Source organism: Neogemmobacter tilapiae (assembly GCF_014652215.1).
Classification (GTDB): Bacteria; Pseudomonadota; Alphaproteobacteria; order Rhodobacterales; family Rhodobacteraceae; genus Neogemmobacter; species Neogemmobacter tilapiae.
The window spans coordinates 85,271-104,110 of record NZ_BMYJ01000009.1 but is presented as its reverse complement, the minus strand read 5'-3'; the positions used below and the strand labels follow the sequence as shown (position 1 = coordinate 104,110).

The window sequence follows — 18,840 nt, the reverse complement described above, 5'->3', positions numbered from 1 at the left end:
AAGCTTGCAGCGAAAAGGTTTGGACATGGCCTTACTTACCATCACGACGCCCGGCATTTACGATTTGCATGAAGCCCCTTGGCTGGGCGGCGAATTTTCCGGGGAAAAGGAAAACCGCATCACGCTGAGGTTTAGCTCGATCAGCCCCGGCGACAGCCTGACGATCATGACGCATGCGGGCGATGATTTTGTCGATGCCTCGGGCTTTGCACCGCAGCTTTACATCTACTTGGGCAGAGGAAACGACACGCTTTATCTGGGCGGCTTTAGCCCGTTCAACGATGGCAGGCCAATCTACTTTGATCAGGCCGGAAACGATGTCGTCCATACGGTTCAATATGCCTTTCTCCATGCGGGCTATGGCAATGACAGCTTTATTGGCGAAACGTTCGGCAGCCAGATTGTGAGTTTTCAGTTTTTGACCGATCTGCTGGAAAATACGACCGCCGCCACCCAAGGGATTCAGATTGATCTGGCCAAAAAGGTCCGGCAGGATCTGGGTGTGTTCGGCAAGGACCTGATCCTGAACTTTGATGGGGTTGTGGGCACCGAGGGGCACGACCGGATTGCTGGCAGCGCATCTTATAATGAGTTGGAGGGGGCGGGCGGCAATGACACGATTCTGGGTCGTGCCGGGGTTGACCAGATCAACGGCGGCGATGGCGCGGATATTCTGATTGGCGGGGCTGGTGCCGATACATTTGATCTGATGGCCCATGACAATGCCAAGGATACCGTGCGCTATCAGTCGATGCAGGACAGCGCGGCGCAGATGGCCTTGGGGGCGGGCGATGTGATCAACGGCTTTGCCGTGGGCGAGGATAAGATCGACCTTTCGCCCATTGACGCCAATGCGGCCCAAAAGGGCAATCAGGCCTTCGTCTTCCGCGCCACGGGCGACTTCCGCTCTAAAGCGGGCGAAGTGCTGGTTGAAATATCCGGCAGCGATTCCCTTGTTCTGGTCGATATCGACGGCGACAGTGCCCCGGAAATGGTGATCCGCGTGGCCGGTGTCACCAATCTGACGGCCAGCGACTTTATCCTTTAGCCGTCGCTTTTCGCCCGCGCGCTTCGCATCCGCGCTTGACCGGATGGGGCAAGGGGTGCGAACTGGCCTTGCAAGGTGTCACGAAGGCGTTACGCGCCAGACTTCATCGGGAACGGGACAGGGTGGACCCAAGCGGCACCCTTAACCCCGACCGCCCCCGCGACTGTAATGCGGTAGCGGGCTTTCAAGGGCCACTGGGGAAACCCCGGGAAGGCGAAAGCCCGCGTTCGATCCGCAAGTCAGGAAACCGGCCTTGCATGGGACGTAACATTCATCCGTCGGGTGGACGGAGAGGAGAGCAACATGCATATCGAAGAGGGCGTCGTCACGGGCGCCAAGATTTTCCTCAGCTATGGCACTGCCGGGGCCGCTGCGCTGTTTGGCGTGAAATTGGCTTATGAGGCGGCGCATCATTCCGGGCTGACCAGCCTGATCAGCCGCAGCGCGATGGCCACTGCCGCCGTCTTTGCCTTCTTTGAACTGCTGCCGCATTATCCGGTGGGCGTGTCAGAGGTGCATTTCATTCTGGGCTCGACCCTGTTCCTGCTGCTGGGCGCGGCCCCTGCCGCCTTTGGGCTGGCGCTGGGTCTGCTGATCCAGGGCCTGTTCTTTGCGCCCTTTGACCTGCCGCAATATGGGATGAACCTGACGACGCTGCTGGTGCCGCTGTTCGGGCTGCAACTGCTGGCGAAAAAGATCATCGCGCCGGATACGGCCTATGTCGATCTGGGCTATGGGCAGGCCTTGGCGCTTTCGACGGCCTATCAGGGCGGCGTTGTGGTCTGGGTGGCCTTCTGGGCGTTCTACGGCATGGGCTTTAACGCGACGACCCTGTCCTCGGTCGGCATGTTCGGCGGGGCCTATATGCTGGTCGTCCTGCTGGAGCCACTGGTCGATCTGGCCGTTTTGGCCGGGGCCAAGGGCCTGCGCGGGTTGAAAGACAGCGGACTGGTGACGCCCCGGCTTTATGCTGCGGCTTGAGCCTTTGCGACAACTGGGTTTAAGGGGGGCCATGCCCCCCTTTTTCATGGGATCAACATGCAGCTTTTCCTGATTGGCATCGGTTCGGGCAACCCGGATCATCTGACCCTGCAAGCGGTCAAAGCGATCAACGCCGTCGACCTGATCCTGATCCCCCGCAAGGGGGCGGGCAAAGAAGATCTGGCCGATCTGCGGCGGGATATTCTAGCGGCTGTGCTGACCAACCCGGCGACCAAACTGGTGGAATTCGACCTGCCGGTGCGGGATGAAGCGGTGGCGGATTATGCGGAGCGCGTGAACCTGTGGCATGACGCGATTGCCGGGGTCTGGGCTGAAAACATCGGCGGGGCCGAAAAGGTGGCGCTGCTGGTTTGGGGTGATCCTTCGCTTTATGACAGCACCCTGCGCATCGCCGCCCGCCTGTCCCCCGCGCCCCAGATCACCGTCATTCCCGGCATCACCTCGATCCAAGCCCTGACGGCGGGCCATGCCATTCCGCTGAACGAACTGGCCGAACCCGTCACCATCACCACCGGGCGGCAACTGCGCGACCATGGCTTTCCGATGGGCGTCAAGGCCTGCGTCGTGATGCTGGACGGCGAATGTTCCTTTCAGACCCTGCCGCAGGAAGGGCTGCATATCTGGTGGGCGGGCTATGCTGGTATGGCGCAGGAAATACGGCTGTCGGGGGCATTGGCCGAAACCGGCCCCAAGATCATCGCCGCAAGGGCCCAGGCGCGGGCCGAACACGGCTGGATCATGGACATCTACCTTTTGCGCCGCCGCCACGATAACATTTGACTTTGCCCAGACGGCAAAGGACATTTTCGCCATTCAGTCACATTCCGCCATTTTCGCGGACAAACTCATTTGAAAGGAAAATCCCATGGTCGAACGTATTCTAGATCCCTCTGGCAGCATGGATGCCGATCTGCGTGACCCCGGCGATGGTTCAGGCTTGGACAATGATCTGGTTTGGGTCGTGTCCTATGCCGGGATCGCCCCGGCCTTGCACAATATTTATACGGGCGCAGGCACCGATGTGATCGACACCTATGATGCCAACGCCAACAATGGTCACCTGATCCATGCCGGTTCCGGCAATGACACCGTCTATGGCGGTCGGGCGGCGGACAGTGCGCTCGATTCATCGGGCAACGATTTCTATGATCTGGGGGATGGCAACGATTCCGCCTATGTCGGCAAGGGCAACGATGTTTATCGTGGCGGGGCAGGCACTTATGATTCCGTCGTCTTTCTTTACACCTATGCGGACAACGGCAACTATACCCTTGCCACAAACGGCGTGACCTTTGATCTGGCCAAGACCGGTGCGCAAAACTTGGGGGCTTTGGGGCGCGATCAGTTTTCGGGTTTTGAGAATGTTGCCGGCACGCACAGCGCCGACCGCCTGTTCGGTTCCGGTGCTGCGAACCAGTTGGACGGCTATGATGGCAACGATCTGCTGGCAGGACGCGGCGGCAGCGACCTGATCACCGGCGGACAGGGCCAAGATCGGCTGATCGGCGGGGCCGGTGCCGATAGCATCATGCTGTTCGAATCCCTCCGCGCGCGCGACACCATCGTCTACTCCAGCCTGTCCGACAGCGGTCCGGGCGTCAGCTACAGCCGTCTGGACCGGATTCAGGATTTCGATGCCCGCAATATTGCGGCAGGCGACAAGATTGACCTTCGCGCCCTGGATGCGGTGGCCGGAACCGCCGCGAACGAAGCGTTCCAATATCGCGGTTCGGGCGAATTCGGCTCGGCCCAGGGCGAGGTGCGGGTGCGCTTTCTGAACGGGGCCTATCTGGTCGAGGTGGACACTGACGGTGATGTCGCGGCTGAAATGGCCTTCCGCGTCTATGTTGCGCTGGGAAGCCTTGACCGGCAGGACTTCTTGCTTTGAGGCGTGCAAGGGGGCTGCGGGCGATGCCCCGGCCCCTTTCCAAAGGAAAAGCTTGCCCCGTGGCCCTATTCCTGACAACAGTTACAAAAATTTACTAAAGAAACGCGTCGGGACATGGTCACGCTGAAGGAAATTGCCAAAGAGGTGGGGGTTTCGACCGCCACGGTTTCGCGTGTCCTGAACTTTGACGCGACGCTGGCGGTCACGCCGCAGACGCGGCAGGCGATCATCGAGACCGCTGAAAAGCTGGATTATGCCACGCCACGCGCGCGGCGCGGCGGCAGCAAAGCGGCGGCCCCTCCGGCCTTGGCCAAGATCGCGCTGGTGCATTTTCTGGGGCCGGAACAGGAGTTGATTGATCCCTATTATGTCGCCCTGCGTCTGGGCATCGAAAGCCGCTGTGCCGCGTTAAAGCTGGAAACGGTCAAGGTCTATCACACGGACCACATGCCCGATGCGGCGCTGCTGAAAGGCGCGGATGGGGTCATTGCCATCGGGCGGCATGACGGGGCCGAAATCAACTGGCTGCGCAAGCACAACCGCCACATCGTCTTTGCCGATTTCACCCCGCCGGGCGAGGAATTTGACAGCGTCGAAAGCGATCTGGGGCTGGCGACACGACGGCTTTTGCAGGCGCTGACCGACCTGCACTATCGCAAGATCGGCTTTGTGGGCTGGGTGGATCAGGCTTTGGGTCAGACCAGCGAACAGCCGGAAAAGCGCTATCTGGCCTATGTTGACTGGATGCAGGCGCATGGGCGTTATGACCCTTCGATCTGTCTGGCGGATCAGAACACCGAGGACAGCGGCTATCGCCTGACGCGGCTGATCCTTGACCGCAAGACCCGGCCCGACGCGATCATCACCTGCAACGACAATATGGCCGTGGGGGCCTATCGCGCCGCGCATGAACTGGGCCTGCGCATTCCCGAGGATGTGGCCATCGCCAGTTTCAACGACATTTCGGTGGCGCAGTTCCTGAACCCGCCGCTGTCGACCGTCCGTCTGCCCGCCGAGGAAATTGGCGAATCGGCGGTCGATCTGCTGATGGAACGGGTGGCCGGGCGCAAGATCGGCAAGCGCATTGCGCTGGGTTCGACGATGATCTGGCGCGGCTCATGCCTTGCGCCAAAAGGGAAATCTCGCGCCGACTAAATTTTTACTAAACTTGTTGCGCGAAGAGGCGCGGTCTTTTACCACTATGGAACGGGGGAGGAGAATCCCCGACGACATATGGGAGGAAGACATGAACCGTTTTGCGGCGCTTTCGCGCACGACAATGTTTGGGCTGATGACCGGAGCCAGCCTGCTGGCCGCCAGCGCAGCGATGGCCGAAGAGATCACCGTTTGGTGCTGGGATCCGAATTTCAACGGCGCGACGATGAAGGAAGCGGCGGCCCGCTATACCGCGATGCATCCCGATGTGACCTTTAACATCGTCGATTTTGCCAAGGCCGATATGGAACAAAAGCTGCAAGCGCAGCTGACCTCGGGCACGACCGAAGGTCTGCCGGACATCGTTCTGGTCGAAGACTACGGCGCTCAGAAATACCTGCAATCCTTCCCCGGCGCGTTTGAACCGCTGACCGACAAGGTCGATTACAGCGGTTTCGCACCCTACAAGGTGGAACTGGCGACGCTGGACGGGCAAACCTATTCGCTGCCCTTCGATTCGGGCGTGACGGGGCTGTTCTACCGCACCGACATTCTGGCCGAGGCGGGCTATAAGGCCGAAGATCTGCAAGACATCACCTGGGAGCAGTTCATCGAGATTGCCAAAGTGGTGAAGGAAAAGACCGGCCATCCGATGCTGGGGATCGACCTGAACGACGCCGGCGCGATCCGCATTCTGCTGCAATCGGCGGGAAGCTGGTATTTCAACGCCGACGGCACCGCCAATCTGGCCGGGAACCCGGTGTTCAAGGCCAGCCTTGAGACCTATGCCAAACTGCTGCAAACCCCGGAAATCTATAAGCCTGTTTCAGGCTGGGCCGATTACACTGGCGGCTTTACCAGTGGCGAGGTCGCCTCGGTCTTTACCGGCGTGTGGATGACCGGCACGATCAAGGCTGCGAATATGTCGGGCCAGTGGGGTGTCGCCCCCTTGCCGAAACTGTCGGGGGTTGAGGGCGCGACCCATGCCTCGAACCTGGGTGGGTCAAGCTGGTATGTGCTGGCCTCGTCCGAGGAAAAGGCGACGGCGGTGGATTTCTTGGCCGAAGTCTGGGGCAAGGATGCCGATTTCTATCAGAAAATTCTGGTGGACAACGGCGCTGTCGGTTCGCTTTTGGCGGCCCGCGATGGTGATGCCTATAAAGCCTCTGACGAATATTTCGGCGGGCAGGCTGTCTGGCAGAACTTCTCGGACTGGTTGGGGGCGATCCCGCCGGTGAACTATGGCCTGTTCACCAACGAAGTCGATGCTGCCGTGGCGGCACAGCTTCCGGGTCTGGCTGCGGGCGGTTCGGTCGATGACGCAATTGCCGCCATCGACGCGCAGGTGCAGCAGCAGATCCAATAAGCTCCTCCCGTTCGGGCAAGGGCCGGAAAGCATTGCTTTCCGGGGGTAAAGCCCGGACAATTCCGGGGGGCCGCAATGCCCCCCGGACATGATTTCCGTCAAAATGCGAGGGCAGCGATGGGCAAGTTCCGCCTTGGCCGCAGTGAAAATGTCTATGCTTGGCTGTTTCTGGCCCCGGCGCTGACATTGCTGGCCATCTTTATGGTCTATCCGATCCTCTGGTCGCTGTGGATGAGCTTTCAGACCGGCAAGGGGGTGAACACCCAGTTCGGCGGTCTGGCCAACATCTATCGCCTCACGCAAGACCCGGTTTTCCTGCGGGCGCTGACCAATACGCTGATCTTCCTGATCATTCAGGTGCCGATTATGATCGTGCTGGCCATTCTGGCCGCCGTCGCCCTGAATGACCCGAAACTGCGCGGCCGCGCCTTTTTCCGCACGGCGATCTTTCTGCCCTGCGTCACTTCGCTGGTCGCCTATTCCGTCCTGTTCAAGTCGATGTTCGCCACCGACGGCGTGGTGAATGACACGTTGATGTGGCTGCACATCATTTCCAGCCCGATCCCATGGCTGGCGCAGCCCTTTTGGGCGAAATGCCTGATCATCATCGCCATTACGTGGCGGTGGACGGGCTATAATATGATCTTCTTTTTGGCCGCGCTGCAAAACATCGACCGTTCGATCTATGAGGCAGCGCGGATTGACGGCGTGCCCGCTTGGGCGCGGTTCGTCTATTTGACGGTGCCAATGTTGAAACCGGTGATCCTGTTCACCACGGTGATTTCCACCATCGGCACGCTGCAACTGTTTGACGAGGTGAACAACATCACGGCCAGCGGTGGCGTCGGTGGGGCCCCGGCGGATTCGACGCTGACCCTGTCGCTGTATATCTACAACCTGACCTTCCGCTTCATGCCCAGCCTCGGCTATGCGGCGACAGTCTCTTACGTGATCGTGGTGCTGGTCGCTCTGCTGACCGCCCTGCAATTCTTTGTCGCAAGGGAGCGGAAATGATGAACCAGGCCCTTCCCCTGATCCGTCGCACGCTGGTTTATGGCGCGCTTTCGCTGGCGGCCTTCCTGTCGGTCTTTCCCTTCCTTTGGATGGTGATCGGGGCCACCAACCTGAGCGCCGACATCACCAAGGGCCGCGTCATGCCCGGCTCGGCGCTTTGGACGAACATCCAGAATTTTGCGGCCCAAGTGGACCTGCCACTGGTGCTGTGGAATTCGACTTGGGTCGCCGTCGTCGGCACGGCGCTGACGCTGCTGGTGTCCTCGATGGCAGGCTATGCGTTTGAGATGTTCCAGTCGAAATTCCGGGAACGGCTTTTCGGCAGCCTGCTTTTGATGCTGTCGATCCCCTTTGCCGCGCTGATGATCCCGCTGTTCGTGATGATGTCCAAGGCGGGGCTGATGAACAGCTATACTGCGATCATCGCCCCCGGCGTGGCCTCGATCTTTATCATCTTTTACTTTCGGCAGGCCACCAAGGCCTTTCCTGGCGAATTGCGCGATGCGGCGCGGATTGACGGGCTGAAAGAATGGCAGATCTTTTGGTATATCTACATGCCTGTGATGCGGCCCACCTATGCTGCGGCCACGATCATCGTCTTTATGGCGAACTGGAACGCCTATCTTTGGCCGCTGATCGTGCTGCAAACCAATGACATGAAGACGATCACGCTGGTCGTCTCGTCTCTCGCTTCGGCCTATGTCCCCGATTTCGGTGTGGTCATGGTCGGGGCCATCGTGGCCACCCTGCCCGTGGTCATTGTCTTCTTTGTCCTGCAACGCCGCTTTGTCGAAGGCCTGCTGGGTTCGGTGAAATAAGGAATGAACATGCGCGTGACGACCAACTTTAACGACGACTGGACCTTTGACGGGAACAAGGTCCGCCTGCCCCATAATGCGGTCGATCTGCCGTTCAACTATTTCGACGAGACTTGCTATCAAAAAGGTTTCACCTACGAAAAGACCTTTAGCGCCGATCCCGCCTGGGCGGGGCAAGAGGTGCAGGTGATCTTTGATGGGGCGATGGCGGACAGCCGCGTATTGCTGAACGGCGAGGAATTGGTCGCGCACAAGGACGGCTATACCCCCTTTGCGGCGCGTCTGACGGGCAAGTTGCGCGACGGGGCGAACACCCTGACCGTGCATATCAATGGCCGTGAAAACCCCCTGATCCCGCCCTTTGGCGGGCAGATCGACTATCTGACCTATGCCGGGATTTACCGCGATGTCTGGCTGCGGGTGACGGCCCCCGTCAGCATCGGCCTGACCAAGATTGAAACGCCGGATGTGCTGGCCGACCGCAAGACGGTGACAGCGCGGGTGGCTTTGGACAATCCCCAAGGGCTGGCGCTTTCCGGCCAACTGACCGCCACCCTGCGCGATAGCGCGGGGGCGGCGCTGGCGGAAACGACTTTGGAGGTGACCGGGGCCGAGGTTTTCCTGACCTTCACTGGGCTGGAAGGCATCACCCTTTGGGATCTGAACAGCCCCGCCCTCTATCGGCTGGACCTGTCGCTGCAAACGCCCCATGGCCATGACGCCACCGAAACGAGTTTTGGCTTTCGCTCGGCCCAGTTCACGCCAGAGGGCTTTTTGCTCAATGGCCGCCGCCTGAAACTGCGGGGGCTGAACCGTCACCAATCCTTCCCCTATTCCGGCTATGGCATGGGCCGCGCAGCGCAGGAACGTGACGCGGAAATTCTGAAAAACGAGCTGCGGCTGAACATGGTCCGCACCTCGCATTATCCGCAATCGCCCTGGTTCCTGGACCATTGCGACCGCATCGGCCTGCTGGTGTTCGAGGAAATCCCCGGCTGGCAGCATATCGGCGGTCTGGAGTGGCAGGCGGAATCGGTGGAAAACGTGCGGCGGATGATCACGCGGGACTGGAACCATCCGTCGATCGTGATCTGGGGCGTTCGGATCAACGAAAGCCAGGACAGTCACGATTTTTACGCCAAGACGAACGACTTGGCGCGTGATCTGGACAGCACGCGGCCCACGGGCGGCGTGCGCTACATCACCGACAGCGAGATGCTGGAAGATGTCTACACGATGAACGACTTCATTCTGGGGAATGAGGAATTGGGCGGCAATCGCCCCCGCACGCCGCTGCGCCCGCAGCAAGAGGTGACGGGTCTGGACCGGGTGGTTCCCTATATGATCACCGAATTCGGCGGGCATATGTATCCCACCAAATCGCAGGATCAGGAACAACGCCAAGCCGAACATGTGCGCCGTCACCTAGAGGTTCTGAACGCCGCCTATGGCGATACGCAAATCTCCGGGGCCATCGGCTGGTGCGCCTTTGACTACAACACCCACAAGGATTTCGGATCCGGCGACCGCATTTGCCATCACGGCGTGATGGACATGTTCCGCGAGCCGAAATTCGCGGGCCATGTCTATGCCAGCCAATCGGACATCGCTGAGGGCGTGGTCTTGGAACCCGTCACCTTCTGGGCGCGGGGGGAACGCAACATCGGGGGCATCCTGCCGCTGATCATTCTGACCAACTGCGATGAAATTGAACTGGTCTATGGCGACAAGCCGCCGAAACGCGTCGGGCCGGACCGCGAAAACTTCCCCCACCTGCCGCATGCACCGGTGGTTCTGGACCGCCGCCATTTCACCGATGCCGAACTGGGGCTTTGGGGCATGTCCTGGGAACATGGGACCATTCGCGGCTATGTCGATGGCAAGCTGGTCGCCGAACGCAAATTCGCCGCTGACCCTGTGGCGCATGAATTGCAGGTGGTGGCGGATGCTACGCAAATCGGCGTGCATGACGAGGTGCGTGTGATGATCCGGGCGCTGGATCAGGTGGGGAACAAACTGCCGTTCTTTACCGACCCCGTGTCGATCAGCGTCAAGGGTGCCGAACGCCTTGGGCCGGGGCTTGTGCCGCTGCGGGCCGGTTCCACGGGCTTCTGGCTGCGGGCCAATGCGGCCGGGCCGATTGAAGTGACCGTGCAGAATGACCGTCTGGGCAGCCGGACCATCCATCTGACAGCCGGGTAAGGGGGAGCGGAGCATGAGTGGCGTCACACTGCGCGGGGTGCGCAAAAGCTATGGCGGGCTAGAGGTTATCAAGGGCGTCGATCTGGACATCGCCCCCCGCGAATTCGTGGTCTTTGTCGGGCCTTCGGGCTGTGGCAAATCCACCCTGCTGCGGATGATCGCGGGGCTGGAGGAAATCTCTGGCGGCGAATTGCAGATCGGTGGCACCCGCATGAACGAGGTGGACCCCTCGGCCCGTGGCATCGCGATGGTGTTTCAGACCTATGCGCTTTACCCCCATATGACCGTGCGCGAAAACATGGGGTTCGCCCTGCGTTTTGCCGGGCTGTCCAAGGCGGAAATTGACAAACAGGTGATGGAAGCGGCGCGGGTTCTGGAACTGGAACCCCTGCTGGACCGTAAGCCCAAGGCCCTGTCGGGTGGGCAGCGCCAGCGTGTGGCCATCGGTCGCGCCATCGTGCGCCATCCGCAGGTGTTTTTGTTCGACGAACCCCTATCGAACCTCGACGCCGAATTGCGGGTGCATATGCGCATCGAAATCGCGCGGCTGCACAAAAAGCTGAACGCCACGATCATCTATGTCACCCATGATCAGGTGGAGGCGATGACCCTCGCCGACAAGATTGTCGTGCTGCGCGCCGGGGTGGTGGAACAGGTGGGCAGCCCGCTGACCCTTTATGATGACCCCGACAACCTGTTCGTCGCGGGCTTTATCGGCAGCCCCAAGATGAACTTCCTGCCTGCTGTGGTGGACGCGGGCGGCGCTTTGCGCCTGCCCGATCATGGCGACCAGATCCTGCCCGCCCTGCCCGCCTCGGCGAAACTGTCGTCGGGCACGCAGGTCACGCTGGGCCTGCGCCCCGAACATTTCCGCCCCGATGGTGCCGCCGGATTGCGGCTGACCGTCGATCTGGTGGAACATCTGGGCGGCGAAAGTTTCGCCTATGCACGGCATGGCGAGGGTGGTGAGGTGATCACCGTTTCCACAGGCGACAGCCGCGCGCTGGAATCGGGGCAAAGCTTTGACGCCCGCTTTGACCCGTCCAAGGCGCTGCTGTTCAACGCTCAGGGCCTGCGGTTGCGGTAAGGGGGCAGCCCCTTACCCTTGCAACAAGCCGTCAATCTCGGCCCGCTCGGGCGAGGAGGCCGCCGCCCCGACCCGCGTCACGCTGATCCCCGCCGTGGCATTGCCAAAGCGCAAAGCCTCGGCAATCGGCTTGCCCTCGGCCAAGGCCACCGCGAAACCGCCGTTGAACGCATCGCCAGCCCCGGTCGTGTCAATAACCTTGCCCGCCGAAACCACCGGCACATGCAGCGTCTGCTGCGCGTCGTGATACAGCACCCCATTCGCCCCCAGCGTCAGGATCACCGCCCCCACGCCCCGCCGCAACAAAGCCTCGGCTGCCGCCTTGGCCTCATCCAGATTGGTGACGGGCAGGCCCGTCAGCAATTCCGCCTCGGATTCATTCGGCGTCAGATAGTCGCACAAGGCCAGCATCGCATCCGACAGTTCCGCCGCCGGGGCCGGGTTCAGGATCGTCGTCACCCCCGCCGCCCGGGCGATGGCCAGCCCGTGATGGGCGGGGGCGATGGGTTGTTCCAACTGGGTCACAAAGACCCCCGCCCCTTCGATCAGCGCGCGGTTCGCCTCAATATCCTCCACCGCAATACGCCCCGCGGCCCCATTGGCCACGATGATCGCATTGTTGCCGCTGTTGCTGTCCACAAAGATAAAGGCCGCCCCGGTATAGCTTTCGTGATCCACCTTTACCGCCGGTTTCACCCCGGCCTTGCCCCAGATGTCCCGCGCAATTCCGGCAAAGGCGTCGTCGCCAAGGCGTGTGATCATATGCACATCGCCCCCCGCCTTGCCCGCCGCCACCGCCTGATTGGACCCCTTCCCCCCCGGCCCCAGCACAAAGCCCTGCCCCAGAATGGTTTCGCCCATCTGCGGCATCCGCTGCGCGCGATAGGCTGTGTCGGCCACAAAGATCCCCAGAATGACAATCGGTTTCATCATCATTCCTTTGGCGCAATTACGCCCTTGCGCAGGATGATACAGCCGTAAAACCGCGTCTCACCGGTCTGGATCACCGCAAAGGCCCCTTTGGCCCGTTCATAAAAATCGAACCTCTCGATACCAATCATCGGCCGCGAACGCCCTTCGGCTTGATCAATTTCAACCTGCACTTCGGCTTGCACCGGTTCCAGCCGGTCCGGATGGCCAACAACCTCCATCCGTCCGGCAAAATCATCGACAAACGTGTCCAAAGGCAGCACAGACAGCACCGCTTGCGCCGCCTCGGCACTCGTCAGGTTCTCCATTCGCAAGAGCTTGCCCATCACCGTCTGCCGCGCGATGCTTTCGGCGGGAAAGTTCGTGTCAGAAATCACGATCGTATCGCCATGCCCCATCGCCCGCAGCGCATAAAGCACATCGGCATTCAGCCGATTGTCCAAATTCTTCAGCATTGTCCTCGCTCCCCTTAACCGAAATGGCGCTGCACGGCTTTTGCCAGCACCGCACCCAGAATGTGATGCGCCTTGGCGTCATAATGGATGCCGTCCACCGGCGACACAGCGATATGATCATCCGCATCGACAAAGCCCAGCCCATTGCGTTCCGCCACCACCCGGATCGCCACCCCCAAGCCCTGCGAACGCGCCGCCGAACCCTCGAAAATCTCGGCCAAGGGGCCCACCTCTTGCACCTTTGGTGGGGCCACCAGCAGGATCTGCGGGGCCCCATTGTTCGGCCCGCATTCCGATTGCCGGATCAGCCGCACCATCCGCTCCAGCGACAGGGCAATATCCGCCGCATTCATCGCAAAGCGCGGTTTCAGATCATTCGTGCCCAGCTTCACGATCACCAGATCCAGCGGCTTGTGGCTTTCCAAAATCGCGGGAAGGATCGTCATCCCGTTCCGGTGCGGCCCCTCTACCGGATCATCATGGCAAACCGTCCGCCCGCCATGCCCTTCGGCGATCACCTCATAATCTGCGCCCAAGGCGCTGGCCATGACGTTCGGCCAACGGTCGGCGCGGTCCAGACGGAAGCCCTGCCCCCAAGCGGGGATGGGGCCGGTGCCATGCGTGTTGCTGTCGCCATAGCAAAGAATGGTGCGGGTCATTTTGGGGCGGTCCTGTCAGGCTTGCTTTGCCGCATCAGGCCCGGCATTCAGGAAAGATGCAAGCCGTCTTGGAAAGGGAAGTCATGGTGAAGCGTTTGATCCGACGGCTTTGGCGGCGCTTGCACGGTCGGCCCCAGCCGCAAAAGATCAAATCGCCCCGCGCCGGAAAGCCAAAGCCCCGCCTTCATCCCCTGCCCCCCGGACGCCCCACCGTCGCAGATCGGCCCAGCGTTCTGCTGATCACCCACAATGCCAGCCGCTCCGGTGCGCCGATGGTCGCCTTGGACATCGGGCGCCGCTTGTCGCGCGATGTCAATCTGGTGACCTTTTCGGTCGGCCCTGGCGAATTGCTGCCGTGGTTTCAACAGGATGCCAGCGCCATCTATGTCGGGCAGGGCAAGCCCGACCAGATCGACCGCCAACTGCGCCAGATCTTGCGGCGGCATCAACCCGCTGCGGTGGTCGTCAACAGCATGGCCAGCCGCGCCGCCTTCCCAGCCCTCCGCGCCTCGGGTCTGCCCGTCCTGATCCTGTCGCATGAAATGGCCAGCCGTCTGGCGAACCGCCAAGAAATCCGCGAGATCACGGCTTGGGCCAAGCGCGTCCTGATCTCCTCGCCCATGGCCGCGGTTGAGGCTTTTGGCGAGGATCGCGCCCTTTGGCCCCCAAACCACCGCATCCTGCCGCAGGGTCAATGCGCCGTGCCCCCCTTTGACGCCGATCCCACCGCGCAAGCCCAAGACGCCGCCCGCCTGCGCGCCCTTATGCGCCCGGCGGGGGCTGAGGGGCGGATCAATGTCATGGGCATGGGCAGCCTGATCCTCAGCAAGGGTTGCGATCTGTTTCTGGAAATGGCGCGGCAGGTGCTGGCCAACCCCGACCGCCCCGATGTCGCGTTTTTCTGGTTCGGCAGCCCGCCCAGTTCGGGCCGCGATACCTATACCACGCTGCTCAAGGTGCAGGCCGGGCAAGCGGGGTTCGATTTTGACAAGGTCTTTGTCGGCAAGACCGGCCTGCCCGATCTGGCGCAGTCCATGGCCAATGTCTTTGTTCTGCCCAGCCGGTTGGACACTTTGCCGAATGTCGCGGTTGACGCGATGATGGCCGGTGCACCCGTTGTCTGCTTTGACCGCGCCTCGGGCATAGCCCCCCTGATCACCGCAGCAGGACAGGCGCAGCCCTGCCTTGCCCCGCCGCTGGATGCCGGGGCCTTGGCGGAACGCGTCTTGGTCCTGGCGCGCGATGCCGCCCTACGTCAAAACGTGGGTCAGGCCCTGCAAAGCCATGCCCGGCCAATCTTTGACCGCGACACCTATCTGGAGGCCGTCGCCGCCGAGGTGCAGGCCCTGATTTAGCCCACCCCGAACAAGCTGTTGCTTTTGCAACCCAAAGCGGTAGCGTGACCTTGGCAGCATCACGATTGGGCAGGGTCAATTGGCAGCAAAGGAAGGCCCGGTCGTTCTGGTGGTGGGCAGCCTGCAACAAGAGATCGTGGTGCGCGTGCCCAACCTGCCGTTGGCCGGTCAGCATGTGACGGGCGGGCCTTGGCAGCCGGTCTTTGGCGGCAAGGGCGGTTTGCAGGCCCAAGCGGCGGCCCGTGCCGGGCAGGCGCGGCTGTTGGCGGCCTTGGGTCACGACAGTTTCGCGGGATTTTTGCGCGATGGATTGCGGCTGGCCGGGGTCGATGATGCCTTTCTGCAAAGCCGCGATATGACGGGCTCCGGCCTGCGGCTCACCATTCAAGACGCAGACGGAGCTTTTGCCGGGGTCAGCGTCGCCGGGGCCAATCAAACGCTGGATGTGACGGCGCTGGAGGATCCCGAACTTTGGCGCTGGGTCGGCCTGCTGCTGTTGCAGGACGAACTGCCGCCCGAGGTCAATCAGACCGCCGCCCAATCGGCACGCGGCCGCGGCCTGCCCGTGCTGCTGCACCTGTCGCGGCCTGGGAACAACATGGCTGATGTCTTGCCGCATATCACCCATCTGGTGATGGACGCCCCCGCCTTGGATGACCCCATCGACAGCCTCGACGCCGCCGCCCAGCAGGCCCAAAATCTGCATCCGCATCTGGCTGGAGTGGTGGTTCTGGCAGGGTCCAAGGGGCTGGCCGCCCGCGACCGGGGCCGCGTCTTCACCCTGCCCGCCTCGCGCCAGCGCCCGCATCCCAGCGCCAGTGACGACTTTTGCGGCACACTCGCCACCGCCTTGGCCCGCGGCCTGCCCTTGGAACCCGCCTGCCTTTTGGCGCGCAAGGCGATGGGCTGACTATTCCCCCGCAGGCCCCGCCCGCCCGCCGAAATGCGAAAAGCGGTGCGGCGAGACGCCGAATTTGGCGCGGAAGGATTTCGAGAAATGCGAGGTGCTGGCATAGCCGCAGGCAATCGCCACATCGGTCACCCGCATATCGGTTTCCGCCAGCAGCGCCCGCCCCCGTTGCAGGCGCAGATCGTTCATATAGCGGATGGGCGCGACCCCCAGATAGCGGTTGAACAGCCGCTCAATCTGCCGCCGCGACACGCCCAGATGATCGGCGCAGGCGTCCAGATCAAAGGGTTCCTCGATCCGCGCCTCCATATAGGCAATCGCCTCGATCAATCGTTCGTTCCGCGTTCCCAGACGGGCGGCCAAGGACGTCGTCTGTTCATCCGCCTCCACCCGCCGCCGGGTCAGCAGGCACATGTTCATCACTTCTTGGGACAGCGCCGCGCCGTATTTGTCGTGGATCAGTTTCAACATCAGATCGGCGGCGGCCACCCCGCCCGCGCAGGTCACGATCCGGTCGTCGATGCAAAAGACCTGCCGCGCCGGTTCCAGATCAGGCCAGGTTTCGCGGAAACCTTGCAGGTTTTCCCAATGCAGCGTGAAACGCCGCCCCTTCAAAATCCCGGCCTTGGCCAAGGCATAGGCCCCGGTGCAAAGCCCGCCCACGATCCGTCCCCGCCGCCACTGACCGCGCAGCCAGTCGCCCAAGGCCGTCGTCACATGCGCCTCCGGCTCCACGCCCCCGCAAACCATCACAAATTCGCGCGGTTCTGACGTGCCAAAGCCTGCATCGACCATCACCGGCACGCCATTGGAACAGGAAACCGGCTGGCCATTTTCCGACAGGGTTTCCCAGCGGAACAGCACCTGCCCCGTCAACTGGTTCGCAATCCGCATCGGTTCAATCGCCGCCGAAAAGGCCAGCATGGTGAACTTCGGCATCAGCACGAAACTGACCTCAATCGGCCGGTCCACTGGGTCCAGCGTCACATGCGCCACGCCCCGCGCCACAAAGCGGGTGTCTGGGGTCTGAATCTCGGTCATCACCTTACGTGCCGCAGAAGGTGCGGTATGCTCCAAACCCAGATGGCGCGGGAAGTCGATAGCGGTCAAGCCCCGCGATGTCGCAAAATGGCCGGTCCAGTGCTTTTGTCAGTGAATCGAAGGGGGCCATGTCGCCCTTTTGGGCAGCGTCCAGCGCCTCCTCCACCAGATGGTTGCGCGGAATACGCGCCGGGTTGTGGGCTTCAATCATCGCGGCGTCCGGGTTTTCGGCCTGCCAGCGCACCAACCAGTCGCGCCCCTCGGGCACCTGCGCAAGGAAAGCCCCGGTGTCGCCCTTTGCCGCCTGCACCAGTGCGCGGAAGGTGAGCGTGTGGTCGGCCTTGGCCTCCATCATCGCATTCAGCAAGTCTTCGGTCAGATCAGGGTTCGGCGCAGCAAGCCCCAATTTCAACGCCAGCACGTTTTGCAGATCACGTTGAAACCACTCGGCAAAACCATCAATCACCGCACTTGCCTGCTCAATCGCCCTGTCCTCATCCGCGTCGATCAGCGGCAACAAAGCCTCGGCCAGTCGTGCCAGATTCCACCGCGCAATCCCCGGCTGGTTGCCATAGGCATAGCGGCCCTGACGGTCGATGGAACTGAACACCGTTGCCGGATCATGCGCTTCCATAAAGGCACAAGGCCCATAGTCGATGGTCTCGCCGGAAATCGTCATGTTGTCGGTGTTCATCACGCCATGAACAAAGCCCAACCCCATCCATTGCGCGATCAGCCGCGATTGCCGCGCCCCCACCCGTTTCAACAGGCCCAGCGCATCATCCGGGGCCAGATCCGCATCATGCCGCCGGATGGCATAGGCCAGCAGCCGCCGCAGACTGTCGATGTCGCCCCGCGCCGCGACGAACTGGAACGTCCCCACCCGCAGATGGCTGCCCCCCACCCGCGCCAGAACGGCACCGGGCAAGGCCCCGGCCTCGCGGTAGACATCCTCGCCTGTCGCCACCACCGCCAAGGCCCGCGTCGTGGGCACGCCCATGGCAAACATCGCGCGGCTGATCACATATTCCCGAAGCATCGGCCCCAAAGCGGCCTTGCCATCCGCGCCCCGGCTGAACGGCGTGCGGCCTGAGCCTTTCAGATGGATGTCCCACCAGCGCCCATCCTGCCCCTGCACCTCGGCCAAAAGCATCGCGCGGCCATCCCCCAGACTGGGGGAAAACCCGCCGAACTGATGCCCGGCATAGGCCATGGCCAAGGTCGTGGCCCCCTCGGGCGGGGTCTGGCCGGACAGCATCTGCGCCAGCCCTGCATCGTTGGGGTCCATCCCCAACTCCCCCGCCAACCCACGATCCAGCGCCACCAAGGCGGGCGCCGGAAAGCGGGCGGCCTGAAAGGGCAGATAGAGCCCTTTCAGATCATCAGCATAGGAATTCCCGACAATCATTCCGCAGTGCGCCGGGGCAGAACCCAGCCGCGACGGGGGAAGTGGCAGGTATAGCCATTCGGGTTTTTCACCAGATAGTCCTGATGGTAATCCTCCGCCTCCCAGAAATCACCCAAGGGTTCGACCTGCGTCACCACCTTACCGGGCCACAGACCCGAGGCATCCACATCGGCAATCGTATCCAAGGCCACAAGCCGCTGTTCTTCGGACGTGGTGTAAATCGCCGAACGGTAGGACATGCCGATGTCATTCCCCTGCCGGTTCACCGTGCTGGGGTCGTGGATTTGAAAGAAAAACTCCAGCAACTGCCGATAGGTCAGAACGGTGGGATCAAACACCACCTCCAACACCTCGGCATGGGTGCCGTGGTCCTTATAGGTCGCGTTCTTCACATCGCCGCCGCTGTAACCCACGCGGCTGGACACCACCCCCGGCATCTTGCGCACCAGATCCTGCATGCCCCAGAAACAACCGCCCGCCAGAACTGCCTTTTCCATCGTCC

The 18,840-nt window shown here is 61.8% G+C and carries 18 protein-coding genes and 1 riboswitch; of the genes, 12 read left to right on the top strand and 6 right to left on the bottom strand.

All coding sequences use genetic code 11. From position 1 onward, the window contains the following. The first annotated feature begins 25 nt into the window (after nucleotides 1-25). From IE095_RS18630 to IE095_RS14230, 10 genes are all read left to right on the top strand, one after another. The gene (locus IE095_RS18630) at nucleotides 26-1,048 is read left to right on the top strand and encodes a calcium-binding protein (RefSeq protein ID WP_189412347.1); all 1,023 of its coding nucleotides are present in this window, start codon (nucleotides 26-28) and stop codon (nucleotides 1,046-1,048) included. A gap of 56 nt (nucleotides 1,049-1,104) precedes the next feature. Then, nucleotides 1,105-1,318: riboswitch (cobalamin riboswitch) on the top strand. 33 nt (nucleotides 1,319-1,351) lie between these two features. Then, complete coding sequence (locus IE095_RS14270; protein ID WP_189412346.1) at nucleotides 1,352-2,029, top strand: energy-coupling factor ABC transporter permease; 678 nt, start codon at nucleotides 1,352-1,354, stop codon at nucleotides 2,027-2,029. Nucleotides 2,030-2,086: 57 nt separating this feature from the next. Then, complete coding sequence (gene cobF, locus IE095_RS14265) at nucleotides 2,087-2,830, top strand: precorrin-6A synthase (deacetylating) (protein ID WP_189412345.1); 744 nt, start codon at nucleotides 2,087-2,089, stop codon at nucleotides 2,828-2,830. An 85-nt stretch (nucleotides 2,831-2,915) separates the two neighbouring features. Continuing rightward, nucleotides 2,916-3,938: a calcium-binding protein gene (locus IE095_RS14260; RefSeq protein ID WP_189412344.1), complete on the top strand. Its 1,023-nt coding sequence runs from the start codon at nucleotides 2,916-2,918 to the stop codon at nucleotides 3,936-3,938. Nucleotides 3,939-4,052: 114 nt separating this feature from the next. Then, on the top strand, nucleotides 4,053-5,093 hold the full coding sequence (locus tag IE095_RS14255; RefSeq protein WP_189412343.1) for a LacI family DNA-binding transcriptional regulator: 1,041 nt from the start codon (nucleotides 4,053-4,055) through the stop codon (nucleotides 5,091-5,093). Between the two features lie 91 nt (nucleotides 5,094-5,184). Continuing rightward, nucleotides 5,185-6,459: an ABC transporter substrate-binding protein gene (locus IE095_RS14250; protein ID WP_189412342.1), complete on the top strand. Its 1,275-nt coding sequence runs from the start codon at nucleotides 5,185-5,187 to the stop codon at nucleotides 6,457-6,459. Between the two features lie 117 nt (nucleotides 6,460-6,576). Beyond that, on the top strand, nucleotides 6,577-7,473 hold the full coding sequence (locus tag IE095_RS14245) for a carbohydrate ABC transporter permease (protein WP_189412341.1): 897 nt from the start codon (nucleotides 6,577-6,579) through the stop codon (nucleotides 7,471-7,473). Next, entirely contained in the window at nucleotides 7,473-8,291 is an 819-nt protein-coding gene (locus tag IE095_RS14240; protein ID WP_229804805.1) for a carbohydrate ABC transporter permease, read from the top strand. Before IE095_RS14245 ends, IE095_RS14240 begins: the two co-directional genes overlap by 1 nt. A 3-nt stretch (nucleotides 8,292-8,294) precedes the next feature. Beyond that, nucleotides 8,295-10,493: a glycoside hydrolase family 2 protein gene (locus IE095_RS14235; RefSeq protein ID WP_229804804.1), complete on the top strand. Its 2,199-nt coding sequence runs from the start codon at nucleotides 8,295-8,297 to the stop codon at nucleotides 10,491-10,493. A gap of 13 nt (nucleotides 10,494-10,506) precedes the next feature. Next, complete coding sequence (locus IE095_RS14230) at nucleotides 10,507-11,580, top strand: ABC transporter ATP-binding protein (RefSeq protein WP_189412339.1); 1,074 nt, start codon at nucleotides 10,507-10,509, stop codon at nucleotides 11,578-11,580. 12 nt (nucleotides 11,581-11,592) lie between these two features. On the opposite strand, the gene rbsK is transcribed toward IE095_RS14230, so the two are convergent. Genes rbsK through IE095_RS14215 form a run of 3 tightly spaced genes read right to left on the bottom strand, consistent with a single transcriptional unit; the run spans nucleotide 11,593 to nucleotide 13,624 of the window. Next, nucleotides 11,593-12,510: a ribokinase gene (gene rbsK / locus IE095_RS14225; protein ID WP_229804803.1), complete on the bottom strand. Its 918-nt coding sequence runs from the start codon at nucleotides 12,508-12,510 to the stop codon at nucleotides 11,593-11,595. Between the two features lie 2 nt (nucleotides 12,511-12,512). After that, the gene (locus IE095_RS14220) at nucleotides 12,513-12,965 is read right to left on the bottom strand and encodes an RbsD/FucU family protein (RefSeq protein WP_189412337.1); all 453 of its coding nucleotides are present in this window, start codon (nucleotides 12,963-12,965) and stop codon (nucleotides 12,513-12,515) included. Between the two features lie 14 nt (nucleotides 12,966-12,979). Beyond that, nucleotides 12,980-13,624 (bottom strand): SGNH/GDSL hydrolase family protein, encoded by a 645-nt coding sequence (locus IE095_RS14215; protein WP_189412336.1) that lies wholly within the window; start codon nucleotides 13,622-13,624, stop codon nucleotides 12,980-12,982. A gap of 83 nt (nucleotides 13,625-13,707) precedes the next feature. On the opposite strand from IE095_RS14215, the gene IE095_RS14210 reads away from it, so the two are divergent. Together IE095_RS14210 and IE095_RS14205 are read left to right on the top strand one after the other, a co-directional pair. After that, nucleotides 13,708-14,979 carry a glycosyltransferase family 4 protein gene (locus IE095_RS14210; protein ID WP_189412335.1) on the top strand — a complete coding sequence of 424 codons (1,272 nt, stop codon included), beginning with the start codon at nucleotides 13,708-13,710 and terminating at the stop codon, nucleotides 14,977-14,979. A 79-nt stretch (nucleotides 14,980-15,058) separates the two neighbouring features. Beyond that, nucleotides 15,059-15,889, top strand: a complete 831-nt coding sequence (locus IE095_RS14205) for a PfkB family carbohydrate kinase (RefSeq protein WP_189412334.1) — start codon at nucleotides 15,059-15,061, stop codon at nucleotides 15,887-15,889. Here the strand turns inward: IE095_RS14205 and IE095_RS14200 are convergent, their stop codons facing one another. From IE095_RS14200 to msrA, 3 genes are read right to left on the bottom strand one after another with little or no spacing between them, the layout of a single operon-like run. Then, the gene (locus IE095_RS14200; protein WP_189412333.1) at nucleotides 15,890-16,930 is read right to left on the bottom strand and encodes a GlxA family transcriptional regulator; all 1,041 of its coding nucleotides are present in this window, start codon (nucleotides 16,928-16,930) and stop codon (nucleotides 15,890-15,892) included. A gap of 4 nt (nucleotides 16,931-16,934) precedes the next feature. Continuing rightward, a complete protein-coding gene (locus IE095_RS14195) occupies nucleotides 16,935-18,338 on the bottom strand; it encodes a protein adenylyltransferase SelO (protein ID WP_189412332.1) in 1,404 nt (467 codons plus the stop codon). Then, entirely contained in the window at nucleotides 18,335-18,835 is a 501-nt protein-coding gene (gene msrA, locus IE095_RS14190; RefSeq protein WP_189412331.1) for a peptide-methionine (S)-S-oxide reductase MsrA, read from the bottom strand. The genes IE095_RS14195 and msrA overlap by 4 nt, the downstream gene beginning before the upstream one ends. Nucleotides 18,836-18,840 lie beyond the last annotated feature (5 nt).